Origin of the sequence: Nocardia sp. SYP-A9097 (genome assembly GCF_009649815.1) — a bacterium.
In the GTDB taxonomy this organism is placed as follows: Bacteria; Actinomycetota; Actinomycetes; order Mycobacteriales; family Mycobacteriaceae; genus Nocardia.
This window is the reverse complement of the sequence record NZ_WJIC01000008.1, coordinates 269,716-296,323: the sequence shown is the minus strand read 5'-3', so window position 1 is coordinate 296,323 and position 26,608 is coordinate 269,716. Positions and strand designations below refer to the sequence as shown.

General features: G+C 66.0%; 27 protein-coding genes. 16 read left to right on the top strand and 11 right to left on the bottom strand.

What is annotated here, in order from left to right:
• Positions 1-126: 126 nt before the first annotated feature.
• The gene (locus GFY24_RS19325) at positions 127-687 is read right to left on the bottom strand and encodes a hypothetical protein (RefSeq protein WP_228566447.1); all 561 of its coding nucleotides are present in this window, start codon (positions 685-687) and stop codon (positions 127-129) included.
• A 182-nt stretch (positions 688-869) separates the two neighbouring features.
• On the opposite strand from GFY24_RS19325, the gene GFY24_RS19320 reads away from it, so the two are divergent.
• On the top strand, positions 870-1,085 hold the full coding sequence (locus tag GFY24_RS19320; RefSeq protein WP_153806452.1) for a hypothetical protein: 216 nt from the start codon (positions 870-872) through the stop codon (positions 1,083-1,085).
• A gap of 32 nt (positions 1,086-1,117) precedes the next feature.
• Here the strand turns inward: GFY24_RS19320 and GFY24_RS19315 are convergent, their stop codons facing one another.
• From GFY24_RS19315 to GFY24_RS19295, 5 genes are read right to left on the bottom strand one after another with little or no spacing between them, the layout of a single operon-like run.
• On the bottom strand, positions 1,118-1,987 hold the full coding sequence (locus GFY24_RS19315; RefSeq protein WP_153806451.1) for a sirohydrochlorin chelatase: 870 nt from the start codon (positions 1,985-1,987) through the stop codon (positions 1,118-1,120).
• 1 nt (position 1,988) lies between these two features.
• A complete protein-coding gene (locus tag GFY24_RS19310) occupies positions 1,989-3,287 on the bottom strand; it encodes a sulfate adenylyltransferase subunit 1 (protein WP_153806450.1) in 1,299 nt (432 codons plus the stop codon).
• Positions 3,287-4,237 carry a sulfate adenylyltransferase subunit CysD gene (gene cysD, locus GFY24_RS19305; protein WP_194852931.1) on the bottom strand — a complete coding sequence of 317 codons (951 nt, stop codon included), beginning with the start codon at positions 4,235-4,237 and terminating at the stop codon, positions 3,287-3,289. The genes GFY24_RS19310 and cysD overlap by 1 nt, the downstream gene beginning before the upstream one ends.
• Positions 4,216-4,926: a phosphoadenylyl-sulfate reductase gene (locus GFY24_RS19300; protein ID WP_153806448.1), complete on the bottom strand. Its 711-nt coding sequence runs from the start codon at positions 4,924-4,926 to the stop codon at positions 4,216-4,218. Before GFY24_RS19300 ends, cysD begins: the two co-directional genes overlap by 22 nt.
• 15 nt (positions 4,927-4,941) lie before the next feature.
• Positions 4,942-6,732 (bottom strand): nitrite/sulfite reductase, encoded by a 1,791-nt coding sequence (locus GFY24_RS19295; RefSeq protein WP_153806447.1) that lies wholly within the window; start codon positions 6,730-6,732, stop codon positions 4,942-4,944.
• Between the two features lie 389 nt (positions 6,733-7,121).
• On the opposite strand from GFY24_RS19295, the gene GFY24_RS19290 reads away from it, so the two are divergent.
• Entirely contained in the window at positions 7,122-7,526 is a 405-nt protein-coding gene (locus GFY24_RS19290) for an SgcJ/EcaC family oxidoreductase (protein ID WP_153806446.1), read from the top strand.
• Here GFY24_RS19290 and GFY24_RS19285 read toward each other — a convergent pair.
• Positions 7,488-8,363, bottom strand: a complete 876-nt coding sequence (locus tag GFY24_RS19285) for an immunity 49 family protein (RefSeq protein ID WP_153806445.1) — start codon at positions 8,361-8,363, stop codon at positions 7,488-7,490. The genes GFY24_RS19290 and GFY24_RS19285 overlap by 39 nt on opposite strands.
• Positions 8,364-8,578: 215 nt before the next feature.
• On the opposite strand from GFY24_RS19285, the gene hemW reads away from it, so the two are divergent.
• Positions 8,579-9,775, top strand: a complete 1,197-nt coding sequence (gene hemW, locus GFY24_RS19280; RefSeq protein ID WP_309231048.1) for a radical SAM family heme chaperone HemW — start codon at positions 8,579-8,581, stop codon at positions 9,773-9,775.
• Between the two features lie 170 nt (positions 9,776-9,945).
• Here the strand turns inward: hemW and GFY24_RS19275 are convergent, their stop codons facing one another.
• A complete protein-coding gene (locus GFY24_RS19275; protein WP_153806444.1) occupies positions 9,946-10,698 on the bottom strand; it encodes a hypothetical protein in 753 nt (250 codons plus the stop codon).
• A 23-nt stretch (positions 10,699-10,721) separates the two neighbouring features.
• Here GFY24_RS19275 and GFY24_RS19270 point away from each other — a divergent pair, with 23 nt between their 5' ends.
• The 4 genes from GFY24_RS19270 (at position 10,722) to GFY24_RS19255 (ending at position 14,673) form a co-directional block, all read left to right on the top strand.
• The gene (locus GFY24_RS19270) at positions 10,722-11,015 is read left to right on the top strand and encodes an alpha/beta fold hydrolase (protein WP_153806443.1); all 294 of its coding nucleotides are present in this window, start codon (positions 10,722-10,724) and stop codon (positions 11,013-11,015) included.
• A 687-nt stretch (positions 11,016-11,702) separates the two neighbouring features.
• A complete protein-coding gene (gene hrcA, locus GFY24_RS19265; RefSeq protein WP_153806442.1) occupies positions 11,703-12,743 on the top strand; it encodes a heat-inducible transcriptional repressor HrcA in 1,041 nt (346 codons plus the stop codon).
• A 36-nt stretch (positions 12,744-12,779) separates the two neighbouring features.
• Positions 12,780-13,928: a molecular chaperone DnaJ gene (gene dnaJ / locus GFY24_RS19260; protein ID WP_309231044.1), complete on the top strand. Its 1,149-nt coding sequence runs from the start codon at positions 12,780-12,782 to the stop codon at positions 13,926-13,928.
• Between the two features lie 4 nt (positions 13,929-13,932).
• Positions 13,933-14,673 carry a 16S rRNA (uracil(1498)-N(3))-methyltransferase gene (locus GFY24_RS19255; protein WP_153806441.1) on the top strand — a complete coding sequence of 247 codons (741 nt, stop codon included), beginning with the start codon at positions 13,933-13,935 and terminating at the stop codon, positions 14,671-14,673.
• Positions 14,674-14,677: 4 nt separating this feature from the next.
• Here the strand turns inward: GFY24_RS19255 and GFY24_RS19250 are convergent, their stop codons facing one another.
• Entirely contained in the window at positions 14,678-15,865 is a 1,188-nt protein-coding gene (locus tag GFY24_RS19250; protein WP_153806440.1) for an MFS transporter, read from the bottom strand.
• Positions 15,866-15,965: 100 nt separating this feature from the next.
• On the opposite strand from GFY24_RS19250, the gene GFY24_RS19245 reads away from it, so the two are divergent.
• The 6 genes from GFY24_RS19245 (at position 15,966) to era (ending at position 21,349) form a co-directional block, all read left to right on the top strand.
• Entirely contained in the window at positions 15,966-16,868 is a 903-nt protein-coding gene (locus tag GFY24_RS19245; RefSeq protein WP_153806439.1) for a LysR family transcriptional regulator, read from the top strand.
• A 185-nt stretch (positions 16,869-17,053) separates the two neighbouring features.
• Entirely contained in the window at positions 17,054-18,112 is a 1,059-nt protein-coding gene (locus GFY24_RS19240; protein WP_309231047.1) for a PhoH family protein, read from the top strand.
• 22 nt (positions 18,113-18,134) lie between these two features.
• The gene (gene ybeY, locus GFY24_RS19235) at positions 18,135-18,689 is read left to right on the top strand and encodes an rRNA maturation RNase YbeY (protein WP_309231043.1); all 555 of its coding nucleotides are present in this window, start codon (positions 18,135-18,137) and stop codon (positions 18,687-18,689) included.
• Positions 18,686-20,008, top strand: a complete 1,323-nt coding sequence (locus tag GFY24_RS19230) for a hemolysin family protein (RefSeq protein WP_309231042.1) — start codon at positions 18,686-18,688, stop codon at positions 20,006-20,008. The genes ybeY and GFY24_RS19230 overlap by 4 nt, the downstream gene beginning before the upstream one ends.
• Complete coding sequence (locus GFY24_RS19225; protein WP_153806437.1) at positions 20,001-20,411, top strand: cytidine deaminase; 411 nt, start codon at positions 20,001-20,003, stop codon at positions 20,409-20,411. Before GFY24_RS19230 ends, GFY24_RS19225 begins: the two co-directional genes overlap by 8 nt.
• A complete protein-coding gene (gene era / locus GFY24_RS19220) occupies positions 20,408-21,349 on the top strand; it encodes a GTPase Era (protein WP_153806436.1) in 942 nt (313 codons plus the stop codon). The genes GFY24_RS19225 and era overlap by 4 nt, the downstream gene beginning before the upstream one ends.
• 198 nt (positions 21,350-21,547) lie before the next feature.
• Here era and GFY24_RS19215 read toward each other — a convergent pair whose 3' ends face one another.
• A complete protein-coding gene (locus tag GFY24_RS19215; RefSeq protein ID WP_153806435.1) occupies positions 21,548-22,969 on the bottom strand; it encodes an amidase in 1,422 nt (473 codons plus the stop codon).
• Between the two features lie 575 nt (positions 22,970-23,544).
• On the opposite strand from GFY24_RS19215, the gene recO reads away from it, so the two are divergent.
• The 3 genes from recO to GFY24_RS19200 all read left to right on the top strand — a co-directional run bounded on the left by recO (position 23,545) and on the right by GFY24_RS19200 (position 25,924).
• Complete coding sequence (gene recO, locus GFY24_RS19210; protein WP_309231041.1) at positions 23,545-24,312, top strand: DNA repair protein RecO; 768 nt, start codon at positions 23,545-23,547, stop codon at positions 24,310-24,312.
• A 401-nt stretch (positions 24,313-24,713) separates the two neighbouring features.
• A complete protein-coding gene (locus GFY24_RS19205; RefSeq protein WP_153806484.1) occupies positions 24,714-25,517 on the top strand; it encodes an isoprenyl transferase in 804 nt (267 codons plus the stop codon).
• A complete protein-coding gene (locus tag GFY24_RS19200) occupies positions 25,514-25,924 on the top strand; it encodes a hypothetical protein (RefSeq protein ID WP_375336064.1) in 411 nt (136 codons plus the stop codon). Before GFY24_RS19205 ends, GFY24_RS19200 begins: the two co-directional genes overlap by 4 nt.
• Positions 25,925-25,931: 7 nt before the next feature.
• Here GFY24_RS19200 and GFY24_RS19195 read toward each other — a convergent pair whose 3' ends face one another.
• Positions 25,932-26,558 (bottom strand): TetR/AcrR family transcriptional regulator, encoded by a 627-nt coding sequence (locus tag GFY24_RS19195; protein ID WP_153806434.1) that lies wholly within the window; start codon positions 26,556-26,558, stop codon positions 25,932-25,934.
• Between the last annotated feature and the right edge of the window lie 50 nt (positions 26,559-26,608).

Here is a 26,608-nt window from a genome sequence, read left to right as displayed (position 1 = left end):
GGAACCTTCTGGGCAACAGTGGATGTGGTAATTCCTGTTGCTACCAGGAGGTTCCGTTCCATCGGGCCACTTCCGGCAACCTCCCGCACGGTCTGTTCCCTAAACGATCAGAACCCGGACAGGCACTCAGTGTTGTGCGTTCAGGAACCCGATAGCGGTCGCGGTCCACCAGCACACCTGCGATACGAGTCCGGTGGTCGCACTCCACGCCAGCAGTCCCGGAGTGAGCCGGGCGTCCTCTTGACCGCGCAGCCGCCGGCTCAATGCCGTGGCCTGAATCCCATTGAGCGTCAACACCAGTACCATCACCAGCTTGGTCTGCGTCATGGTGGAGGAGAGGTTCGGCTCCAGCACGCACCCGCTGCCGACCAGCCCTGCCAGCCCCAGCCAGATCGGCAGATGTAGTCGGCTCATCCCCTGCAGGGTCTCACTCAGGGTGGTCCGCCGCGCCACCCATCGCAGTGCGAGCGAATCCGCGATCAGCACTCCGCCGAACCCCAGCACCAGCGAAGCCAGATGAATGAACAGTCCCGCGGTATGCACCGCCGGACTGATGTGCTGCGCATGCGCGGCGATCCACACCGCCCCGGCGAGTGCCCCGGTGGCCAGCAACGCGTATCCGCAGAACAGCCGCCAGGAATCACGCGTCGGCACCATTACGCGCCCCGCATCAGACTCTCCGAGCATGCCCAAACCTTCCACTAATTTAGGAAAGCCTAAGCTATTCACCCGTGAAAATGGAACTCGGCCAAATGCCCATTCGGCCACGCCGGCGCCCGGATCCGCGCTATATCTATTGCGGGCGCCGGTCGATGGGTAGCATTCGAGCACCAGTTGTGAAATCAATGCACTTCAGAAGGAGCTCGGCCATGCGCCCCATCCTGCGCGCCGGCGCCATCGCCCTGGGAATCGGCGCCGCCGCCCTCACCGCCGCCACCGCCTCCGCCGAAATCCCCCTCACCGACGCCCCCGCCACCGAAGTGGTCGTCACCCCCAACCTGGCATCTCCGAACCAGATCAGCGACGACTGGGCCATGTGCTCCAAGTCCTCCGGCTCCGCAGGCCACTTCCTCGCCTGCATGTAACCAGTTCCACCGGACCAACCCCCGCCTAAAAATCAGGCGGAGAGGGTGAGGGTGGTGGTGGCCGCCGCGTCGTAGCGGTCCCACACGATCTCGGTGAGCGCGGGGTGCGCGCCGATCACTTCGGCGTGCGCCAGGCCGGTGGCCGCGGCGGAGAGCCTATCGGTGAGTAGGCCCGGGGCGAGGAACCAGGGAGCTACCAGAACTCGATCGGCTCCGTGTGCGCGCAGCCGGGCCGTTGCCTCGACGACAGTGGGTTCGGTTGTGGCGAAGCAGATTTCGGTATCCCAGCCGGTGACGGCCGTCAGCCGCCGCGCGACCTCGGCGGTGCGGGTGTTCGCTGCCGACGATGAAGAACCCACCGCCGCGACGGCGACGCCCAAGCGTGACGCGGGTTCGCCCGACAGTCGTTCCAGGACACGGTCGCGCAGGGCAGTGACAAGCCGCATATCCGGGCCGAGGACATCGGCCTGAGTCAAGTGCAGGCGAGGGTGGCGGGCCGAGGCGGTGGCCAATATGCCGGGAAGATCCACTCGGGCGTGGAAGGCGCTGCCCAAGAGGAGAGGGACCACTACTGCATGCGAATGGCCCTCGGCGGCAACGGCATCCACGACCTGATCGACAGACGGCGCGTTCAGATCGAGGAAGGCGAGGCGTACATCGACATGAGGCCGCGTGGCGGCGAGCTGCTCCACGACGGCGTACATGGTCGCCGCCGAGCGGGGATCACGACTGCCGTGCGCCACCGCGATGAGCACGGGGCGCACTCGGTGTCCTGTCAGACGTGCGACCCAGTCCGCTGGAAGGGGTGCCGTGCCGCCCACAGTCTGCGGGCGAATGTTGTTGCGGTGCAGGGCGACCGGCAGCGGGGCGGTCGAGAACGCGCCGCTGCCGGGCGAACTCATGTCAGGCTCCGGCTTCCGTGCCGACCTCGACCTTGGTCAGGGCGTCGCCGACCAGGCCGGCGGCGAGGGTGTTGCCGCCCGCCGGGTCGATGAGCAGGAAGCTGCCGGTGTAGCGGTTGACGCTGTAGTCGTCGGCGGCGATGGGGTCGGCCACGCGGACCGAGATGCGGCCGATGTCGTTGAGCGCCAGCGACTCCGGGTCCGGGTCGGCCGAGAGGTGCTGTTCGTCGAAGCGCTCGATCAGAGCGCCGACGATCGCCTGAGTGGTGCGGGTGCCGTGCTTGAGCAGCAGGCGGGCACCGGCGCGCAGCGGCTTGTCGCCGAGCCAGCAGACCGTCGCGTCGAAGGCTTCGATCGGCTCGGGGGCGTCATCGGCGGCGACGATGGTGTCACCGCGGGAGACGTCCACATCATTGGCGAGGATCAGCGTCACGCTGCGTCCGGGCTGCGCCGAGGCCAGTTCGCCATTGGGGGTGTCGATGCGCTCGACGGTGGTGCGGGTGCCGGACGGCAGCACCAAGACCTCGTCACCCTTGCGCACGGTGCCCGCCGCGACCTGGCCCGCGTAACCGCGGTAATCCGGGTATTCGGCTGTGCGCGGCCGGATTACGTACTGCACGGGGAAGCGCAGACCGACCTCGTGGCGGGTGCTGTCGGCATCCACCGGTACCGACTCCAGGTGCTCGATGAGCGAGGGTCCGGTGTAGTACGGGGTGTTCGCCGAGCGCGAGGCCACATTGTCGCCGTGCAGCGCGGAGACCGGAATCTCCACCACGTCTTCGGGGGCCCAGCCCAATTTGGCTGTCAGCTCGGAGAATTCGGCGACGATGCGCGCGTACACACCGGCCGGATCATCGACCAGGTCGATCTTGTTCACGGCCAGCACCAGCTTCGGCACACCCAGCAGCGCCATCACCGCGGCATGGCGGCGAGTCTGCTCGATAACACCCTTGCGGGCATCCACGAGCAGGATCACCAGCTGCGCGGTCGACGCGCCGGACACCGTATTCCGGGTGTACTGCACATGCCCCGGGGTATCGGCGAGCACGAAAGACCGTGCGGGCGTGGCGAAGTAGCGGTACGCCACATCAATCGTGATGCCCTGTTCGCGTTCGGCGCGCAGGCCGTCCACGAGCAGCGACAGGTCCGGCGTGGACAGGCCCTTGTCGACCGAGGCGCGGGTGACCGCGTCGATCTGGTCTGCCAGTACCGATTTCGTGTCGTACAGCAACCGTCCGACCAGGGTGGACTTGCCGTCGTCGACACTGCCGGCGGTGGCCAGTCTGAGTAGGTCGGACATCAGAAGTAACCCTCTCGCTTGCGATCTTCCATGGCGGCCTCGGAGACGCGATCGTCACCGCGGGTGGCGCCGCGTTCGGTGAGCCTGGAGGCGGCGACCTCGGCGAGGATCGCCGCATTGTCGGCCGCATCGGAAATGATTGCGCCGGTGGTGGATCCGTCGCCGACAGTGCGGTAGCGCACCGACTTGACCGACAGCTCCTCACCCTCGGCCGGACCGCCCCAGACGCCCGGGGTCATCCACATGCCGTCGCGCTGGTACACCGGACGCTCGTGCGCGTAGTAGATATTCGCCAGCTCGACATTCTCGCGGGCGATGTACCGCCAGATATCCAGCTCGGTCCAGTTGGAGATCGGGAACACGCGCACATGCTCACCCGGAGCGTGCTTGCCGTTGTACAGGTTCCACAGTTCGGGCCGCTGCCGCTTGGGATCCCAGCGCCCGAAGGCGTCGCGCAGCGAGAAGATGCGCTCCTTCGCCCGCGAACGCTCCTCATCGCGGCGGCCGCCACCGAAGACCGCGTCGAAACGGTTCTCATTGATGGCATCCAGCAGCGGCACGGTCTGCAACGGATTGCGGATTCCGTCCGGGCGTTCGGTGAGCCGCCCGTCGGCGAGGTACTCCTCGACCGACGCGACATGCAAACGCAGCCCGTACTTCTCGACCACATGATCGCGGAACTCGAGCACCTCGGGCAGGTTGTGCCCGGTGTCCACGTGCAGCAGCGCGAACGGCAGCTTGGCGGGCCAGAACGCCTTGAGCGCCAGGTGCAGCAGCACCGTGGAGTCCTTACCGCCGGAGAACAGGATCACCGGCCGTTCGAACTCGCCCGCGACCTCGCGGAAGATATGGATCGATTCGCTCTCGAGCGCTGCGAGAGTGTCGAATTCGCCGTCGGCGAGGGTGGTGGATTCAGCAGTAGGAGCGCTCATGAGGCGTGCAACCCGCATTCGGTCTTGGCGAGGCCGGCCCAGCGGCCGCTTCGCGGATCGGATCCCGGTTCCGGCTTCCGTGTGCACGGAGCGCAACCGATGGACGGATATCCCTCTTCCACAAGGGGATTGACGAGAATGCCATTGGCCTCGATGTACTCGGCCATCTCGTCGTCGGACCAGGCGGCGATCGGATTGATCTTCACCAGGCCGAAGCCCTCGTCGTAGGAGATGAGGGGCGCGTTGGCGCGGGTGGGCGCTTCGACGCGGCGGATACCGGTGACCCAGGCGTTGTACGGCTGCAGGGACTTGGTCAGCGGTACCACCTTGCGCAGGCGGCAGCATTCGGCGGCATCGCGGGCGAACAGATCCTTACCGAGCAGCTGATCCTGTTCCGCCACAGAGTTTTCCGGCTGCACATTCACGATGTTCACGCCGTACACGAGCTCCACGGCGTCACGCGTGCCGATGGTCTCGGCGAAGTGGTAGCCGGTGTCCAGGAACAGCACATCCACACCGGGATGCACCTGCGAGGCCAGCTGCACCAGCACCGCGTCCTGCATATTCGACGCGACAATGTAATTGGAGCCGAAGTTCTTCTCGGTCCACTCCAGCAGTTCGTGCGCGGTGGCGTTCGGACCCAGGTCCTTATTGCCCTGCTCCACGAGGGCGCGCAGGTCTGCTTCGGCGAGTTTCGTTGTGGTCATTGCTGTTTCCTCCAACTACCGCAGGTCTGCCTCTTCGGCGCGGACAGCCCACACCGCGAAACGCTCACCCTCGTCACGGTTCTTGACGAAGTTGCGTACGACGCGCTCGATGTAATCGCCGAGCTCGGTGCTGGTCACCTTGTGCTGACGCAGCTTGCGGCCGAAGCCGCTGTCGAGCCCGAGGCTGCCTCCGAGATGAACCTGGAAGCCCTCTATCTGATTCCCCTCGCCGTCGTCGACGAGCATGCCCTTGAAGCCGATATCCGCGATCTGCGAACGACCGCAGGAGTTGGGGCAGCCGTTGATATTCACGGTGATGGGAACGTCGAGGTCGGCATTGATATCGGCCAGGCGGGTCTCCAGCTCGGGAGCCAGCACCTGGGACCGCTTACGGGTCTCGGTGAAGGACAGCTTGCAGAACTCGATACCGCTGCAGGCGAGGAGGTTTCGCCGCCAATGCGACGGGCGACCGTGCAGACCAAGGGGCTTCAGTTCCTCGATCAGCCATTCGACCTTGTCGTCCGGCACATCGAGAACGATCAGCTTCTGGTACGGCGTGAACCGAATCCGGTCGGAGCCAATGGATTCCACAATGTCGGCGACCTTGGTCAGGATGGTGCCCGACACGCGACCGGCGATGGGGGAGAAGCCGATGGCGTTCAACCCATTCCGCAGCTTCTGCACACCGATGTGGTCGATCGGCCGTTCCGGCTGCACCGGCGCGGGTCCGTCGATCAGCTTGCGCTCGAGGTACTCGGTCTCGAGGACCTCGCGGAACTTCTCGATACCCCAGTCCTTGACCAGGAACTTGATGCGCGCCTTGGTGCGCAGTCGCCGGTACCCGTAATCGCGGTACAGCGAGACGACCGCTTCCCACACATCCGGCACCTCGTCCAGGGGCACCCAGGCGCCGAGCCGCTGGGCGAGCATCGGGTTGGTGGAGAGTCCACCGCCGACCCAAACATCAAGTCCCGGACCGTGTTCGGGGTGATCCACACCGATGAACGCGATGTCGTTGATCTCGTGCACCACATCCTGCTGGCCCGAGATGGCGGTCTTGAACTTGCGCGGCAGGTTGGAGTATTCCTTCTTGCCGATGTACCGCTTGACGATCTCGTCGATGGCGGGCGTCGGGTCCAGGACCTCGCCGAACGATTCACCGGCGAGCGGCGAACCGAGCACTACGCGCGGGCAGTCGCCGCACGCCTCGGTGGTCTGCAGTCCGACCTCTTCGAGCCGCCGCCAGATCTCCGGCACGTTCTCGATCTCGATCCAGTGGTACTGCACGTTCTCGCGGTCAGAGAGGTCCGCGGTATCGCGGCCGAACTCGGTGGAGATCTGGCCGAGGGTGCGCAGCTGGCGCACATTGAGCGCGCCCGCATCGCAGCGCACTCGCATCATGAAGTACTTGGCCTCGAGCAGGTCGATGTTCTCGTCACCGGTGAAGGTGCCGTCATACCCCTGCTCGCGCTGGGTGTAGAGCCCCCACCAGCGCATGCGGCCGCGCAGATCGCTCTTGTCGATGGAGTCGAAACCCTGCTTCGAGTAGATGTTCTCGATGCGCGCACGCACGTTGAGCGGATTGTCGTCCTTCTTGCTCTGCTCGTTGGCGTTCAGCGGCTCCCGGTAGCCGAGCGCCCACTGGCCCTCGGACTTGCGCCGCACCGGCTTACCGGTGCGCTCGCGCGGCGCGACAGGCGCGTCCGAGTGCGGGCGGTCCGGACGCACGCGTCGTTCGGCCGCGGGACGTTCAGGCCGGGCGGGACGAGCGGATTCGGAACTATCGGCGTCGGTGCTCGACGTCATGGGGGTCGCTCCTGAAAGTCTTGCGGGCAGGCGGGAGGGGCTGACTCACGCCTCCGATATCAGCGAACCGGCGAGTTCGACGCCGCAGAATCGGCGTCGATCCGGGAAGAGGGGGAGCCGATCTACCGGAGGCTTCCGGACAGACAGCTCGCGCTGCAGACACGCTTGAAGTCGACATGGCGTCGCGCCACGAGTCGTACTCCAAGTCCGGTCATGGAGCTGATTGTGCCATGTCAGGCGGGTTGTTCCGACCGTCCGCCGATATTTTCCGGACTTTCGAGGGAAATCCCCTGGTTGGAAAGGGCGGTTTGTGACAACTGTCATAGATCAGCACGCGGTTGATCTTGGACGGTTGACCTTCACCGTACTCGAGGTTCCATGATGAGCCCATGAGCACCGTTGAACTCGACACCGCCGCCGAGACCGCAGCCATTCACGCCATCGTCGCCCAAGTCGCTGCCGCCCAGCGCGCCGAGGACGCCGACGCCTTCCTCGCGCTCTTCCACCCGGACGCCATCTGGACCACCGGAGGCGGCAAATTCTTGAACGGCCTCGACGAGATCTCCGAATTCACCCGCGCGGTGCTGCCCGGCGCGACCAAGGACGGCTACGCCACCTATGAGGCGTTCTTCATCCGCTTCATCCGGCCCGATGTGGCCGCGGTGAAGGTCCGCCAGCAGTACTTCACCCACGCCGGTGAACGCACCACCGAAGGCTCCCCGCTCTACGGCATGACCAAGGAGAACGGCCGCTGGCTACTCACCTTCTGTCAGAACACTCCCGTCGCCCATTGAGATCACCTGCAGCCAACCCGGCATCCGGATGAAACCCAAAGGGAGATACTCGGATTCGATATCGATCCGCAGACCGAGGTCGCTCGCCCAGCAGGCCAGGCCCAGCAGCGGCAGCGAGAACACGCCCTCGGGATCATGCCGCCAGGTATCGGTATCGAAGAACGCGCGATGCATCCGCAGCGCATTGCCCAGCTCCCACAGGAATCCGTCCGCATCACCGTCGGCGAGCCGTGCGAATACCTCGATCGAAGGCCGCAGCAGCTGATTCACGGGTTGCTGCGCCCCCGCCCGGCTGGTCGTATCCAAGCCCCGCGCCCGCTCACCCAACTCATCCGGCCCGTGCCGCCACGCCTCCTGCAGGATTCGCACCCACTCGTACTGAAATTCGTCGAAGGCATCGCCACCCGACTCCCGCAGTCGCGCAACGGGATACGCGACCACCTCGGCCATCGCCTCCGAATTGCGCCCGATCAGCGCCCAATAGAACGCGGCCCGCCACCCGCTGACCCGATCATGCCGATCGAACCCGGAGGTGATCCCATCGGCGCGGAACCGATCGGTAATCGTGTCCGCCGCCATCCGCGCATGCTGCCAGGTCATCACCTGTGTCGCATGCGGATCCCACACCAGCGACCGCGCCAACAACTCCCCACCGAACGACCGCGCGAAATTCGGCCCCTCGGGCCGCACCTCAGGCATCGGCACGTGATAGACCACCGGCGCCACCGACCCCGCGTCGACTACCTCGATGGCCGCGATATCGATAGCGTGCCGCTCCACCACATCGCCCGGCCGCTCATCCTCATCCCACATAGAAACCCCGTTTCCGCTGTTCATGCCGTGTTCCACCGGCTCGCCGCACCCGCGTTCCCGGTGAAACCGCCACGGCTGTCGCCGAATTCGGCCCCCGCCGTACAGCTCGGCCGACGGTCAGCATGCCACCACCGGCGCACCACCGCTCTTCAACGAGGGTGCGGGTGCCGCGGGCGAGGTAAGGCGCGTGCGATGTGACCTGGGCTACCGGGCACACTGGTGGGGTGAATTCCGCCGGTATCGCCGAACCTTCCACCGCAGATCAGCCTTCGCTGGAGCTGCGGGACTTCGGGGGCGGGCCGTTCGGGATCTACATTCACGTGCCGTTCTGTGCGACTCGGTGCGGGTACTGCGATTTCAATACCTATACCGCTGGGGAGTTGGGGACTTCCGCTTCGCCGCAGTCCTGGTTCGAGGCGCTGCGAGGTGAATTGGCCACTGCGGCTGAGCAATTCGCGGCATTCCCGAGTGCTCAGCCCGAGGTGGAGACGGTCTTCGTGGGGGGCGGCACGCCCTCGCTGCTCGGTGGCGACGGGCTGGCCGATGTGCTGACGGCTATTCGGGCGAACTTCACGCTGGCGGCCGATGCCGAGGTGACCACGGAGTCGAATCCGGAATCCACTTCGCCGGAGTTCTTCGGCAAGCTCCTGGATGGCGGGTTCACCCGGGTGTCACTGGGCATGCAATCCGCAGCCGCGCACGTGCTGAAAGTGCTGGATCGCACGCACACTCCCGGCCGGGCCGTTGCGGCGGCGCAGGAGGCACGGGCGGCGGGATTCGAGCACGTCAATCTGGATCTCATCTACGGGACGCCGGGCGAGACTGATGCCGACCTCGATGCCAGCCTCGACGCGGTCCTGGCCGCCGGAGTCGACCATGTCTCGGCGTATTCGCTGATCGTCGAGGACGGCACCGCACTTGCTCGCCGGGTGCGGCGCGGCGAGCTGCCCGCCCCCGATGACGATGTCCTCGCCGCCCGCTACGAGCGCATCGATTCCCGCCTCGAAGCGGCCGGACTGACCTGGTACGAGGTCTCCAACTGGGCCGCGAACGACCGCGCCCGCTGCCGCCACAACCTCGGCTACTGGGACGGCGGCGACTGGCTCGGCGCCGGCCCGGGCGCACACAGCCACATCGGCGGCGTCCGCTGGTGGAACGTGAAACACCCTGCGCGCTACGCGGATCGAGTCACACTGGGCGGCCTGCCCGCCGCCGGGTGGGAGCAGCTCACCGACGCTGAGCGCTACACCGAACGCATCATGCTCACCGCCCGCCTCCGCACCGGACTGCCCCTCACGGACCTCGACGCGGAGGGCCGCGCCGCCGCGAACCGGGTAGTCGCCGACGGCCTGGCCGACCTGGACGCTGACCGCCTGGTGCTGACCGATCGCGGTCGCCTCCTCGCCGACGCGGTAGTCCGCACCCTGCTCACCTAACCTCCTCATCCGCCCCAGCGCCGACCCCGTACTCGATATCGAAACGGCCGATCTCGCCGCCGCGATCCGGTGTTGTCTCGAGAATCCGGCCGTGCCCGGCCATCACACCCCGTGTCGTAGTTGCACACCCCGTGTAAGGGGTGTGCGGCCATTACGAGGGGTGTGATGAGTCATACCCTCGGCGTGGAGCGCCAGAGTGCGGGGTCGAGCGGATCGTGCGGGTGGGTGGCGGCGGAGTGCAGGCGGGCGAACCAGGTGGTGGGGTTGTCGAGGTCGGACCAGGTCCAGCGGATGACCCGCAGGCCCAGGGCGCGAAGGGCGTCTTCTCGGAGCTTCTCGGCGATTACGACCTCTTCGGGTGTGTGGTCACCACGAATCTCCTTGTGGTACTTGATCATTCCGTCGAATTCGCCAATCAGGCCGAGTTCCGGCCAGAGGTAGTCGACGCGGGTGGTTCGGGTGCCGTAGTCGGCGAAGATGATTGCCTGCAGTTCGGGGGCGGGCAGGCGCGAGTGTATGAGCTGTACGCGACTTCTCGATTCGCCGACGCTTTCGGACCGGCCGTCGAGGAACTCGACTACTCGGCGGGCGGCGGGGCAGCCCTTGCGACCGGTTGCCTGGTTCACCTGGTCGAGCAGTTCGATCCTGGTGGTTTTGCCCGAGCGGAGGGCGGCATCGCCAATTACGACCGCTTGCTCGAACGGCAGTGTCCGGGCGAGGTCGATGACGGTGCGCGGCGCGGTGGTGACTCTTATTCCGTCGACCTCGGTGTAATCGCCCGGGGGTAGACGAGCGGCATGAACCGTCAGATGGCGGTGGGTCCTGCCGCCTGTGCGACGGTCGCGCAGCACGTGCACTCGGGACAGGGGAATGGCCCAGACCGGTATGTCGTGAACTATTGCCGCGGACACGTGCGAGACCACCGCCTCGGGACTGTGCCACGCCCATGATCATGCTGCACGGGTGGCCGGGGTCGGTGTTGGAGTTTCTGGAGGTGATCGAACCGCTCACCGATCCCGAGGATGGCAGTCCAGTATTCGATTTGATTATTCCGTCCCATCCGAATTTCGGATTCTCCTGTCCCACAACGGATTCCTGGTGGGATAGCACCCGCACCGCCCGTGCTTACATCGAACTCATGCGGCGCCTGGGTTATCCGCGTTATGCCGTGCAGGGTGGTGACTATGGCGCGTTCATCGGACCGGATCTGGGTCGGCTCGGCTCGGCGAGGATCGGGTGATCGGCGTGCATGTCAATGCGGCCACCTGGGGGTTCATGCCGCACGGTCAAGTTCCGGACGATGTTGCTGCGACCCTCACCGATCTGGAACGCGAAAAGCTCATGCTCATAGGCGAATTCCTCATCGACGGGAGCGGCTACTATCGGATCCAGGGCACTCGTCCGCACACTCTCGGCTTCGCCCTGGCGGATTCGCCTGCGGGACAACTAGCTTGGATAGTCGAGAAGTTCCATGCCTGGACCGGGAAACAGGGCACCCTCGAGGAACGGGTCGACCGCGATCACATGCTCGCGAACGTATCCGTCTACTGGTTCACCAATACGGGCAGCTCCGCGGCCCAGATGTATTACGAATCACTGCATTCCCCGCAGTACCCGACCCGCTCCCGTGTCCCCACCGCGGTCGCCAATTTCCAAGGCGATCCGGCCATCCGCCGCTATGCCGAACAGCTCAATCCATTGTTCGCTGGACCGAGTTCGACACCGGCGGCCACTTCGTCGCAATGCAGACCCCGGCCCTGCTCATCAACGACCTCCGCGAGTTCTTCACCGACTTGCGCGGCTGACCGCACGCGGGCAATTCGCGGACGGGCACCTAAACTGGGTCTGGAACATCCGGGAATCCCCTGCGCACACGCCTACCGCGGCATGTACGGCGACCCGAAGGCGAAGCGAGGAGGTGGGGCCGATGTCGACCACGGAGCAGCGGCGGCTCGAGGTCCTGCGAGCGATCGTCGCAGACTACATTTCGACCAAGGAGCCGATCGGCTCGAAAACGCTGGTGGAACGGCACAATCTGGGTGTCTCCAGTGCGACCGTGCGCAATGACATGGCGGTGCTCGAGGCCGAGGGGTACATCACTCAGCCGCACACCAGCTCGGGGCGCATACCGACCGATAAGGGCTATCGGCAGTTCGTCGATCACATCTCCGAGGTCAAGCCGCTCTCGAATGCCGAGCGGCGGGCGATTATGGAATTCCTGGAGAGCGGCGTCGATCTCGATGACGTACTCCGCAGGGGTGTGCGGTTACTCGCGCAGCTGACCCGGCAGGTCGCCATGGTGCAGTACCCGACGGTGTCAGCTTCGATCGTCCGGCATATCGAGGTCGTCGCGCTCAATCCCGCACGCCTGTTGCTGGTGGTGATCACCGATTCCGGTCGCGTCGATCAGCGTCTGGTCGATCTGGGCAATGTGGTCGGTGACGACGATCTGGGCGCATTGCGCGCCATGCTCGGCAAGTCCATGGAGGGCAAGCGCCTGGCCTCCGCCTCCGCCGCGGTGGCCGAACTACCCGAGCACTCCACCGGCAAGCTGCGCGATGTCCTCATCCGCGTCTCCACGGTGCTGGTGGAAACCCTCGTCGAACATCCCGAGGAGAGACTGGTGCTGGGCGGCACCGCGAACCTCACCCGCAATGCCGGAGACTTCGCCGGGAACGGATTCCCGGGGTCCCTGCGTTCAGTGCTGGAGGCCCTCGAAGAACAGGTCATCGTGCTGAAGCTGCTGGCAGCCTCGCAGCAACCAGGTACCGTGACCGTGCAGATCGGGGAGGAGACCAAGGTCGAACAAATGCGTGGGACGGCGGTGGTGTCCACCGGATACGGGATGCCCGGTACCGTTCTTGGCGGCATGGGGGTGCTGGGCCCGACGCGCATGGACTATCCGGGGACCATAGCCTCGGTGGCGGCCGTGGCCCGGTACATCGGTGAGGTGCTCGCCGAACGGTGAGCAAGCGGAGAGACGAAACAGGACTAGAGAGCACAAGTGGCACGGGACTATTACGCACTGCTCGGCGTCGCACGCAACGCGACCGACCAGGAGATCAAGCGCGCCTATCGAAAGCTGGCGCGTGAACTGCATCCCGACGTCAACCCGGAACCGGAGGCGCAGGAGCGGTTCCGCGAGGTGTCGACCGCCTACGAGGTGCTGACCGACGCGGAGAAGCGCCGCATCGTCGACCTCGGTGGTGACCCCATGGAGTCCGGCGGCGGCGCGGGCGGATTCTCCGGCGCGGGCTTCGGCGGCCTCGGCGATGTGTTCGAAGCCTTCTTCGGCGGGATGAACACCTCCAATCCGCGCAAGCCGCGCGGTCGCGTTCAGCCCGGCGCGGATTCGCTGCTGCGCACGCGACTGTCGTTGCAGGAGTGCGCGGTCGGGGTCACCAAGCATCTGACCGTCGACACCGCCATCCTCTGCGACGTCTGCGTGGGCTCGGGCACCAACGGCAACTCCAAGCCGGTGCGCTGCGAAACCTGCGGCGGCGCAGGCGAAGTGCAGACGGTGCAGCGGTCCTTCCTGGGGCAGGTCATGACCTCGCGGCCGTGCCCGACCTGCCGTGGTGCGGGTGAGACCATTCCGGACCCCTGCCACAAGTGTGGTGGCGACGGTCGCGTGCGTTCGCGTCGTGAGATCGCCGCGCCGATTCCGGCCGGTGTGGCCAGCGGTATGCGCGTGCGCCTGGCCGCACAGGGCGAGGTCGGCCCGGGTGGCGGTCCCGCCGGTGATCTGTACGTCGAGATCGTCGAGCAGCCGCATGACACCTTCGTGCGCGACAGCGACGACCTACACTGCACCATTCGCGTGCCCATGGTGGACGCGACCCTGGGCACCACGGTCGTCATCGACACCATCCTGGACGGTCCGGTCGAGCTCACCATCCCGCAGGGCACCCAGCCCGGCGAGGTTTCGGTGCTGCGCGGCCACGGAATGCCCAAGCTGCGCGCAAACTCTCGCGGTGACCTGATCGCGCACCTGGACATCGTGATTCCGACCAAGATGGACTCCAAGCAGTCCGATCTGCTGCGCAAGTACAAGGCCATGCGCCCGAACGAGCGCACCGAGGTGCTCTCCACCCAGTCCGAGCACAACAGCGGCCTGTTCGCCCGGCTGCGCGCCTCCTTCAGCGGACGCTGATCCGTTGGCCGCCACCGTCTTCTACCTCGACGAGATCCCCGAACCGGGTGCCACCGCCGTCCTCGACGGCCCGGAGGGTCGCCACGCGGCGACCGTCCGGCGCATCCGCGTCGGCGAGCCGATCACGCTCTCCGACGGCAACGGGTTGCTCGCCGACTCCGAAGTGGTTGCGGCCCAGAAGGACCGCCTCGAACTGAAAGTCCTGGACCGCCGCATCGCCCCGCCCGCGACCCCGCAGGTCACGGTGGTCCAGGCCCTCCCCAAATCCGAGCGCTCCGAACTCGCGGTCGAACTCATGACCGAGGCCGGTGCCGACGCCATCGTCCCCTGGCAGGCGATTCGCTGCGTCTCCAAATGGGAGAACAAGGCGCACAAGGCTGTTGAGAAATGGCGCACCGCGGCCAAACAGGCAGCCCGCCAATCCCGCCGCCCCTACATCCCGGACGTCGCGGACCTGCACACCACCCGCGAACTCCTGAACCTGGTGCGCGAAGCCAAATCCCACGGCGCGATCGTGGCGGCCCTGCACGAATCCGGCGAAACTCGGCTCACCGAACTGTCTTTCGACGGTGTCCCCGAGGTGATCCTGATCGTCGGTCCCGAGGGCGGCCTCGACGACTCCGAACTGGCGGCTCTCGCCGAGGCGGGCGCGGACATCGTCCTACTCGGCCCGACGGTCCTGCGCACCTCCACCGCGGCAGCCGTAGCCCTCGGCGCATTAGGCGCACTGACTCCCCGCTGGTAGCCGGTTACCGGGTGGTGAGTGTGGCTACGAGGCCGCCTGCCAGGACCACCAGCACCGCGACATACGCGGCGAGCCCGGTCCAGCCGAAGTGGCCGTAGGCGAGGCCGCCGACTCCACCGGCGATGGAACTCCCAAGGTAGTAGGCGCACAGATACAGTGCCGAAGCCGCGGCGCGATTACCGGTGGCCGCCGCTCCCACCCAACCGCTCGCCACCGCGTGCACAGCGAAAAAGCCTGCGGTGCAGAGTAATACGCCGAGCAGGATGATGGGCAGCATGTCGGGGAGGGTCAACAGCAGGCCGATGCCCATGGCGATCAGTCCCAGCGTCAGCACCCGGGATCGCCCGAGTCGGTTGGTCATCCGGCCCGCATTCGCTGCGGTGGCTGTGCCCGCCAGATACAGCACGAACACCAAACCCACTGTGGCGGCGGACAATCCGAACGGTGCACGGGTGAGTCGATAGCCGAGGAAGTTGTACACGGACACGAAGCCGCCCATCATGACGAAGGCGAGCCCGAACAGTGGCAGCAATGTGCGATCACGCAGATGACCGGCGAAATCAGCTGCCACCCTGCCGATTTCGAGCCGCCGCGCATCGAACCGGCGAGACGGCGGCACCATCCGCACGAATATCCCGGCACACACCGCGGCCGCCACTCCGATTGCGGCCAGACCCCAGCGCCACGACCCCACTTCGAGCGTGAACGCCGGAATGAGTCTCCCCGTCAGCCCGCCCAGACTGGTGCCCGCGACGTAAATGCCCATGGCCGAACCCAACCCGGCCGCACCGATCTCCTCGGCCAGATAGGCCATCGCCACCGCGGGCACTCCGGCGAGCACCACTCCCTGTATCGCCCGCCCGGTCAGCAGCACGTCCAGAGTCGGGCTGAACGGCAGCACCAGCCCGATCACAGCGGCCGCCCCGGCCGAGCCGATCATCACCCGCGTCCGCCCGAACCGGTCGGACAGCACGCTCATCGGCACGATCGCCACTGCCAGCAGCCCGGTCGTCAGCGAAACCGCCAGCGCCGCGCTGGCCGGGGTGGCCCCGAACTCCGCCGACAGGCTGGGCAGCAATGCCTGCGCGCTGTACATCGAAGCGAACGTGGTGAGCCCGGCGGCGAAGAGCGCGACCGTAATTCGACGCTCATGGGCCTCGGTGTCGGCGGGAGCGATGGCGGCGGTGGTCATTCCCCGAGCATGGGCGCACGGCTTTTCGAAAGGAAATGCATAATCAGAACCAAGTTGATGCGATAGCGGTATTAGTGGAGCTAACGGGCGGAGGGCCTCCATGGCGAGTGACGATCTGCACTGGTTCATTGCGCTCGCCGAGCTCGAGCGGGTGGGCGCGACCGCCGAGCGGCTGCACCTGACGCAGCCGACCTTGTCGCGCATGTTGGCTCGCCTGGAGCGTCGACTGGGCGTTCAGCTCTTCGACCGGCATGGAAAACGGTTGACGCTCAATGAGTTCGGGCGCGTCTACTATGAGCACGCCCGCCGGGCTCAGGGTGAACTCGACTCCGCCGCAAGGGAACTCGCGGATCTGGCGCATCCGGCGAAGGGTGTGGTGCGGCTGGCGTTTCAGCATTCGCTGGGCGCGCGCGTGGTGCCCGAGCTCATTGCGGGCTTCCGGCGGGTCTCCGGGCGGATCGGCTTCACCTTGCAGCAGGATGCCGCCGATGCGGTCACCGCCGCGGTGCTGGACGGGAGCGCGGACCTCGGCATGGTGTCGCCGAGACCGGCGGAGGCCGAAATCGGCTGGCGGCCACTGCTGCGGCAGCGGTTGGCCCTGGCCGTGCCGCCGGATCATCGACTGGCCGGCCGACGGCAGGTACGCCTCAGCGAGGTCGCCGATGCCGAGTTCATTGCCATGCATCCCGGCTTCGGTATGCGCCGCGTACTCGACGAGCTTTGTGCCGCAGCGGATTTCCGGCCTCGCATCGGTTTCGAATGCAGCAATCTCGGCACCATCGCGGGCCTGGTGGCGGTGGGGTTGGGGGTCTCGATTCTGCCGCTGGAGCATCCGCTTGCCGGTGGGCCGCAGCCGGATCCGGCGCTGGTGCCGCTGGTCGATCCGGAGGCGATGCGAGAGGTCGGGTTGATCTGGCGGACGGGTGCTGCCCCGTCCGAGGCGGTGCGGCGGTTCCGGGATTTCACTTTCGAATGGGCACATCCGCAGGTCGGACCCGCATAACGCATAGGCGGCGGCGATGCGGCGTTCTCGCCTCACCCCTGCTGGTAGCGGCTTATTCACTGGGCGGTGTCGGTGGGCGGCGGTAAACTTCCATCAAGATGTGAAGCTCGAGACCGGGAAGCAGGCTATAGCCACTTTTGAGTACACCAGGCAAAATCGGCAACCAGAGCACCCCAACAGTCGGTATCGGCACCGACGACAACGGGTCCGGACCGGCGGGTCGGACCGTTCGCTCCAGCATCGAATTGGCACCGGAATCGGTGTTCGGATTCCTCGGTTCGGCTGACGAGAACCTGCGTGAACTCGAGCGCCTGCTCGACGCCGACATTCACGTACGCGGCAATTCCGTCACCCTGACCGGTAAGCCCGCCGATGTGGCACTCGCCGAACGCGTTATCGCCCAGCTGGTTGCCTTGACGGCGCGGAACCGCCAGGTCAGCCCGGAGGCGGTGCGGCACACCTACTCCATGCTCACCGAGGGCTCCTCGGACTCTCCGGCAGAGGTGCTGAGCCTGGACATTCTGTCCCGGCGCGGCAAGACGATTCGCCCGAAGACGTTGAACCAGAAGCGATATGTCGATGCCATCGACAATCACACCATCGTGTTCGGTGTCGGCCCGGCCGGTACCGGCAAGACGTATCTGGCAATGGCCAAGGCCGTGCAGGCATTGCAGAGCAAGCAGGTCACCCGGATCATCCTGACGCGTCCGGCGGTCGAGGCGGGTGAGCGGTTGGGCTTCCTGCCCGGCACGCTCAACGAGAAGATCGACCCCTACCTACGCCCGCTCTATGACGCGCTCCACGACATGATGGATCCCGAGGCGATCCCGAAGCTCATGGCCGCGGGCGTCATCGAGGTCGCGCCGCTGGCGTATATGCGTGGTCGCAGTCTCAATGACGCGTTCATCATTCTCGACGAGGCACAGAACACCACCGCCGAGCAGATGAAGATGTTCCTCACCCGTTTGGGCTTCGGCTCCAAGATGGTGGTGACCGGCGACGTCAGCCAGGTGGATCTGCCGACCGGCGCACGCTCCGGATTGCGTGCGGCGACAGAGATTCTCACCGATATCGACGATATCGAGATCTCCTACCTGACCAGCAGCGATGTGGTTCGTCACCGGCTGGTTGGCGAGATTGTCGACGCCTACGACCGGTATGAGAACGACAGCAGCCCGCAGGTGGCGCACTATCCGGGCAACCGCGCGCAGCGGCGTGCCGCGAGCCGGGAGGGGCGTCGCTGAACTCGGCCGATAGGCTGAGCGGGTGAGTATCGAGATCGCCAACGAATCGGGTATCGAAGTATCCGAAGAGGAACTGGTCAGCGTCGCGCGTTTCGCGATCGGTCAGATGGATGTGCATCCGGCCGCGGAGCTGTCGATGGTGCTGGTCGATCTCGACACCATGGCGGACCTGCACATGCGCTGGATGGACCTACCGGGTCCGACCGATGTTATGTCCTTCCCCATGGATGAGCTGGAGCCGGGCGGGCGGCCCGATGCCGCCGAGCCCGGCCCTTCCATGCTCGGCGATATCGTGCTCTGCCCGGAGTTCGCGGCCCAGCAGGCCGAAAAGGCCGGGCACTCCATGGATCACGAGCTCGCGCTGCTGACCGTGCACGGCGTCCTGCACCTCCTCGGCTACGACCATGCCGAGCCCGAGGAGGAGAAGGAGATGTTCGCCCTGCAGGCCTCACTGCTGGAGGGATGGTACGAGAGCCTGCGTGAGGCGCAGGTGCGCGCGGAGCTCGCCGAGCGGGATCGGCGGCTGCTGGGTAAGACGGGGTTCACCGATTCCGGTGACCCGCTGGATCCGGCGTGAATTCGTTCGTCCTACTACTGCTGGCCATAGTGCTGGTTCCGGTCGGCGGCGTTTTCGCGGCGCTGGATTCGGCTTTGAATACGATTTCCCCTGCGCGCGTTGATGATCTGATGCGCGCCGATCGCACGGGTGCGGCGCGACTGGCGCGCATCATCGCCGATCGGCCGCGCTATGTGAATCTCATGGTGCTGCTGCGCGTGCTGTGCGAGATCAGCGCCACGGTGTTGCTGGCGGCGGTACTGCTGGATTGGCTGCCCGAGGTGGCGGCGCTGGTCATTACCGCGGCCGTCATGGTGCTGGTCGACTATCTGGTGATCGGTGTGGGTCCGCGCACGCTGGGCCGCCAGCACGCGTATTCGCTGGCCCTGGGCGCTTCGCTGCCGCTACAGGCAATCGGCACGCTGCTCGGTCCGATCAGCCGCCTGCTGATTCTGGTCGGTAATGCGATCACTCCCGGTAAGGGATTCCGCAACGGCCCCTTCTCTTCCGAGATCGAACTGCGCGAGGTCGTGGACCTGGCCGGTGAGCGCGGCGTGGTGGACGACGAGGAACGCCGGATGATCCAGTCGGTGTTCGAACTCGGCGAGACCGCGGCCCGCGCCGTCATGGTGCCGCGCACCGAGATGGTCTGGATAGAGTCGGATAAGACTGCGGCGCAAGCGATGTCGCTGGCGGTGCGGTCGGGTCACTCGCGAATCCCGGTGGTGGGCGAGAACGTCGACGATATTCTCGGCGTCGTCTACCTGAAAGACCTTGTGCCGTACTCGGATCGGGCCAAGAAGGTACGAGTGCGTGAGGTCATGCGCGCCGCCGTCTTCATGCCCGACTCCAAACCGCTGGACGCGTTGCTGGACGAAATGCAGCGCCGCAGAAACCATATGGCCGTTCTGGTCGACGAATACGGCGGCATCGCCGGACTGGTCACCATCGAGGATGTGCTGGAAGAGATCGTCGGTGAGATCGCCGACGAGTACGACACCGATGAGACCGCCCCCGTCGAGGAGATCGGACCGGGCAAATACCGTGTCTCCGCACGACTTCCGGTCGAGGACCTCGGTGAACTGTTCGGCATGGAGATCGACGACGAGGATGTCGACACCGTCGGCGGCCTGCTCGCGCACGCGCTGGGCCGTGTCCCGCTGCCGGGCTCCAAGGCTGTAATCCACGGCCTGCACCTGCGTGGTGAAGGCGGCTCCGACGCGCGCGGCCGGGTGCGAGTGCACACCGTTGTGGTGCGCCGCCCCATTGAGAAGACCAAAAACGAAGCGGCCGAAGGGAAACCGGACGGCGCACACGAAGAGGGAGAAGTCGATGACTGAGTTGGACGCGGAGGACGACAAACTGTTGATCCTCGCGCGCGGCGCGATGGGCCGCACCGGTGGTAGCGCGGGCGCGGCCATCCGGGATACCGACGGGCGCACCTATGCCGCCGGTGAAGTCGGGCTGGCCAGTCTGAAGCTGACCGCACTGCAGTCTGCTGTCGCGGCCGCGATCTCCAGTGGCGCAGAGGGTTTCGAGGCCGCGGTGGTAGTGGCGGGCCGATTCTCCGATCCGGGTGTGCCCGCGGTGCGTGAGGTGTCGGCGACGGCGCGAATCGTGTTCACCGATGCCAAGGGCGCGGTGTTCGAAGTTGTGGAGGGGCCGATCGAAGGCGATCCGGCTCAGCGGCCCGGCATGCCCGAGGGCTTTGATCTGGAAACCGAGTCGGAGGTATTCGAATGAGCAAGAAAGACGAATTCCATTCGGGTTTCGTATGTTTCGTGGGTCGGCCGAATACCGGCAAGTCGACGCTGACGAACGCCATGGTCGGTCAGAAGATCGCCATCACCTCCTCGCGTCCGCAGACCACCCGGCACACCATTCGCGGCATCGTGCACCGCGAGCACGCGCAGCTGATCCTGGTCGACACCCCCGGCCTGCACCGCCCGCGCACGCTGCTCGGCCAGCGCCTCAATGACCTTGTGCGCGATACGTATTCAGAGGTCGACGTCATCGCCATCTGCATTCCGGCCGATGAGAAGATCGGCCCCGGCGACCGCTGGATCGTCGAGCAGATCAAGCTCATGGCGCCCAAGACCAAGCTCATGGGCGTGGTCACCAAGATCGACAAGGTGAGCCGCGACGCCATCGCGCATCAGCTCATGGCGGTCGCAAAGCTGCTCGGCCCCGAAGCGGAGATCGTCCCGGTCTCGGCGGTCAAGGGCGAGCAGGTCGAAATCCTCGTCGACGTCATCGCCGCGCAAATGCCCGAAGGCCCGGCCTTCTACCCCGATGGCGACCTCACCGACGAGCCCGAGGAAACCCTCATGGCCGAGCTCATTCGCGAGGCCGCACTCGAGGGCCTGGACAATGAACTCCCGCACTCCCTCGCCGTCGTCATCGAGGACATCCTCGAACGCGAGGAGAACGACGACACCGAAACCGAAGGTCGTCGCAGCCACGAAGGCATGCTCGACGTACACGCCCTCCTCTACGTGGAGCGCCCCAGCCAAAAGGCCATCATCATCGGCAAGGGCGGCGCCCGCCTCAAAGAGGTAGGTACCAACGCCCGCAAACAAATCGAGCACATCCTCGGCACCCGCATCTACCTGCACCTACACGTAAAGGTAGCCAAGGACTGGCAGCGCGACCCCAAGCAACTCGGCAAGCTCGGCTTCTAGCCGGCGGACCATCATCCGGCGTCGCTACCGCCCCGTTGTCCGGCGTCGCTACCGCCCGTCGTCCCGCGTCGCTACCGCCCCGTCATCCCGGCGTGTTTTTGGCCGGGATCCACATGCGCAGTGTGCCAACAAGATCACCAGGCATTGAGCGTGGCGGTTACTCGCGAAATGCCACGGTGAATGCCTGGTGATCTTGTTTCAGGCCGCTGGGGTGGACCACCAGTCGGTGGGGCGCTGCTTGTGCCACTGCAGTTCGGATTCCAGTTGTGCGGCAACCGAAATCAGCAGCGGTTCGGAGTTGGCCGGGCCCATGAGCTGCGAGCCGACGGGCAGGCCGGCCGCGGTGAAGCCGGAGGGGATGTTCACGGCGGGCCAGCCGAGCACATTCCACGGCCAGGTGTAGGGGCAGGCCGTGGTGATCAGTTGATCGGTGGCCCATGAGCTGATGTCGTCGATCTCGTGTACGCCCGGCGGGGGAGTGGCGGTGGTGGGGGCCAGCACCAGATCGTAGTTGTCGAAGAATCGTCCGATTCGCATGCGCAGCAAGGGTTCTGCCTGCCGGGCGGCGAAGAGCGCCGGGCCGAGGATGCGTCCGGTGAGCGCATTGCTGCGGGTACGCGGATCCACCTTTGCGCCGGGCAGTTGGTCCAATGCCTGGCGGATACCGACCATGGATCGCGGCAGGAAAGTTGTGCCCATCAGTACGCCGTAATGCAGATCCGCGATGGTGACCTCGTGGCCGAGCCGGCGCAGGGTATTGGCGGTGGCGTGCACGCGCGCCTCCACCTCGCGATCGAGCTGAGTCTTGATGCCGGTGAACGGGGTTCGCAGCGAGAGCGCGATGCGTAGTCGACCCGGATCGCGGCCGACGGCATCGGAGGCGCGGATGGGGCGCGGTGTGTGCAGATCGCCCTTGTGTGGTCCGGCCGCCACATCGAGCAGCAGTGCCGCGTCGGCGACCGTGCGTGCGATCGGGCCGTTCACGGTGAGTCCGTAGAACGCCTCCGGCAGCGGCCAGGTGGAGATGCGCCCGCGCTGCGGTTTGATGCCGAACAGGTTGTTCCAGGCCGCGGGGATGCGCACCGAGCCCGCGCCGTCGGAACCCAGTGCGGCAGGGACCAATCCGGCCGCGACGGCCGCGGCGGATCCGCCCGACGACCCACCCGGAGTGTGCGCGGCGCTCCACGGATTCCTGGTGTGCCCGAACGCATCTCCGCTCGTGAACGGAAGTTGGCCCAGCTCACAGGTATTGGTCTTGCCGACGATCACCGCCCCCGCGGCCCGCAACCGCCGCACCGATTCGGCATCCTCGGTCTTCGCCGGAAATTCCCCACCGCATCCGAAAGCCGTTGGGCTACCGGCGATATCGGTGTCATCCTTGATGGCGATCGGCACCCCGAGCAGTGGCGCGCGTTCCCCCGCCGCCAACTTCCGATCGGCCTCGGCGGCCTCGGCCAGCGCCTCCACCCGCCGCACGATCCGAAACGCGTTCAGCCCACCCTGACTGGCATCGATCCCGTCCAGCACCGCCGCCGTAGCCTCGGCCGAACTGATCTTGCCCGCCCCGAGCGCCGCCGCCAGCTCCGCCAACCCGAGTTCATGTACCGACGCCGTAGTCATCTGTGAATCCCGTCTTCCTGCATTTTCCGGGAAACCTAGCGCGATTCTGGTCACACGTCCAATGGCTGCACGTCCCACGAGTGCGCACCTAGGGCGCCGAATCCGACATATCACCGCCATGAGTGCACACTCGCCGGAGTTACCTGGCTCGCGTATCTGGTGCCGCCGATAAACGCGAGGCCGCGCAATCCCGGTGTCGCGCAGAAGACGGACGATCGGATGCCGGCACAGGCAGTTCTCGGCATTCGCGCCAGTGTCAAAGCCGCGGTGGGCAGACACTGAGCAGGTTGTCGCACACTGCGTGAGGCGTGGCGCGTGAGGTGTGGGCGTGAGGCGTGAGGTGTGGGCGTGAGCGAGTGTGTTCTAGCGGCTCCCCGTGAACCGGTTTCCTCGGGCGGGGGTCAGCAGGCCGTCGCGATTGAGCGGGGCATGGATTGGCTGCGGAGTCGGCGGCGCGGGGCCGCATCGCCAGGCGATCGGATGCCGGGCATCGGCACTCGCGGTCGTGTCGAGACTTCGGTGGGCTCGCGGCGACACGGCATCGCACGGTCGGTGTCGCGTGCGAGACTGTTGCGGTGCAGTTGTACAGAGACAATGCGGTGGTGGTTCGCCAGCACAAGCTGGGTGAGGCCGACCGTATTGTCACGCTGTTGACGCGCCAGCACGGGTTGGTGCGGGCGGTCGCCAAGGGGGTGCGGCGGACGCGGTCCAAATTCGGTGCGCGGCTGGAGCCTTTCGCCTATATCGATGTGCAGCTGCATCCGGGCCGCAATCTCGATGTGGTGACCCAGGTGCATACGGTCGAGTCCTTCGCCTCGGACATTGTCGCGGATTACGGTCGGTATACGACTGCCTGCGCGGTATTGGAGACCGCCGAACGTCTTGCCGGTGAGGAGCGCGCCCCGGCCCCGCGCCTGCATACGCTGACCGCCGGGGCTCTGCGTGCGATTGCCATGGGGCAGCGGCCGCACGAGCTCATTCTCGACGCATTCCTATTGCGCGCCATGGGTTTCGCGGGTTGGGCTCCCGCTCTGGAAGACTGTGCCCGCTGCGCGACTCCCGGCCCGCATCGCGCCTTTCATGTGGCTGCGGGCGGTGCGGTCTGCGTGCACTGTCGCCCGCCGGGCGCGGCGACACCCATGGTCGGTGTGCTGGAGCATATGAGCGCCCTGCATCGCGGTGACTGGTCCGGCGTCAATGCCGTCCCCGACAATATGCGCCGCCAAGCCAGCGGTTTGGTCGCCGCTCATCTGCAATGGCATCTGGAACGCCAACTCCGTACGCTCCCTCTGATCGAGCGCAGTCGCCCGCATGAGGCCGTCGAATCGGCCGCGGTCGGCTGATTCAAGAGTCTGTAGCCTGCGCCCGTTCGCCGCGGTCGGCTGAGATCTTCCGCAGCGTGGGGTAGCGATACCGAGGTTGCCGGACTCGCGCCTGGAGTGGATTCATATCGACCCGGTCGCCCAAGCGGGCCACGCTGGTTGGCAATCAGCAGCATCCGGAACGGCTGGTGACCCAGGCCATGAGCAATGCCGAAGCCCTGCCCAACGGCAATACCCTCGTCGGTTGGGGCAATGGTCCCGCGCATCTCGGAGTTCATCCTCCGGTGAGCTCGTCTACGACGCCACCCCTGCCGTTCGGCACCTCCTCGACAGCTGGCCGAGTGCCTGATTTTGCGGAGGATTTGCGGAGAGTGCGCGCTAATCCTGTGGGCGTGCTCGCGCGTTCGGAGGCGTCGGGCAGGATGGTGGGCGTGATCGGTACTCGCAAGCCTTCCGCGGCCCAGCGCACGGTGCGTCCGCCTTCGCCGCACCCGTCGGGGGCGACCCCGCCCGCCATTCCCATGGAGTTCGTGCCCAAGCATGTGGCACTGGTCATGGATGGCAATGGACGATGGGCGCAGGAGCGCGGACTGGCGCGTACCGCGGGGCATGAGCGCGGTGAGGCGGTGCTCATGGATACCGTCGAGGGTTGTATCGAGATCGGGGTGAAGTGGCTGTCGGCGTACGCCTTCTCCACCGAGAATTGGCGGCGCAGCCCGGATGAGGTGAAGTTCCTGATGGGCTTCAACCGCGATGTGATCCGGCGGCGGCGCGATGAGATGCACGAGATGGGTGTGCGGGTGCGCTGGGCGGGGCGGCGACCGCGCCTGTGGCGCAGCGTGATCAAGGAGTTGGAGATCGCGGAGGAGCTCACCCAGGACAACACCGTGATGACCCTGACCATGTGCGTCAACTACGGCGGTCGCGCCGAAATCGCCGATGCGGCAAGGGAAATCGCGCGCCGGGTGAAGTCCGGGGAGATCGATCCCGAGAAGGTGAACGAGGCCACCGTGGCCCGCTACCTGGATGAACCGGATATGCCGGATGTGGATCTGTTCCTGCGCCCGTCGGGTGAGTTCCGTACCTCGAACTTCCTCATGTGGCAGTCCGCGTATGCCGAATTCGTGTTCCAGGAAACGCTTTTCCCGGATTTCGATCGCCGCAATCTGTGGGACGCCTGCCTGGAGTATGCCAAGCGGGACCGGCGCTTCGGTGGGGCGAAGTGAGCGACGAACTCTCCGTCGCGGAGGAGTTGCAGGCCCGCGCCGGTGCGGCGCTGGCCCGCTATGACGTGGCGGTGCGGGTGGAGGACAGTGGGCTCGGTTTCGAGTTCGACGGTTCGCTCTGCTCGCTGCGCGGGGTCAACCTGGCCCCCGGCTTGGATGTGCTGACGCTGACCTGTGTGCTGGCGTGGGATCGCCCGCTGAAACCGCAGCTGCACAAGCGAGTTGCCGAACGCAATGCCGCACTGCAGTTCGGCTCGATCACGATTGTCGGGCACGACAAGCTCGCCGATATCATTCTGCGCTATACGTTTCCGGCGGCCGGACTCGAGGACGAGGCCCTCGCGACCATGCTGCTGCTCGTCCTCTCGGGTGCGGGTCGTGCCCGTCAGGGTCTGGTACTGCCCTGAATCCTGTTCAGTTGGGCGAGGTTTCGGCCAGCGGGAGTCTTCCGTAAGCCGGTAGCAGCTGTTCGACTCCGCGCGTGAAGGTTTCGGGGTCGGTGTCGCCCAGAATGAGGAACTGCAGGATGAAGCCGGGCACCAAGCCGAGGAATGCCTTGGCCACCGCCTCGGTATCGGCATCGGGTGCGAGCCAGCCGACTTCGCGCATGCGTTCGGCGTAGTCGACCCAGAGCCGGCGGATGCCGCCGATGCTGGTGCGTACGTAGTCGGCGATATTGGCATCGGTCAATGCCAGCGCCCAGGCTTGCGGGATGAGCCGGACCGGGCCGCCCGGGCCGGAGAGCCGGACGACGGTTTCGGAGACGGTGCGAATGAGCTCCGGGGGAGTGGGCAGCGGGTCGCTGTAGACGGCCTCGCTGATAGCGGCGCGCAGGTCCACGCTGGCCTCGGTGGTGAGGGCCGCGATGATGTCGTCCTTGGATTTGAAGTAGCGGTAGACCGCTCCCGCGGAGAGGCCGGATTCGGCGAAGACGTCCTGCATGGTGGTGGTGTGCAGGCCCTTGCGGGCGAAGCACATTTGCGCGGCGTCGAGGATCTGCTGCCTGCGGCGTTCCAGGTGTTCTTCGCTGACTCTGGGCATGGACCCAAAGTAAAACGAATATCCGTTCTTGACAAGGTGACAGCTCGATG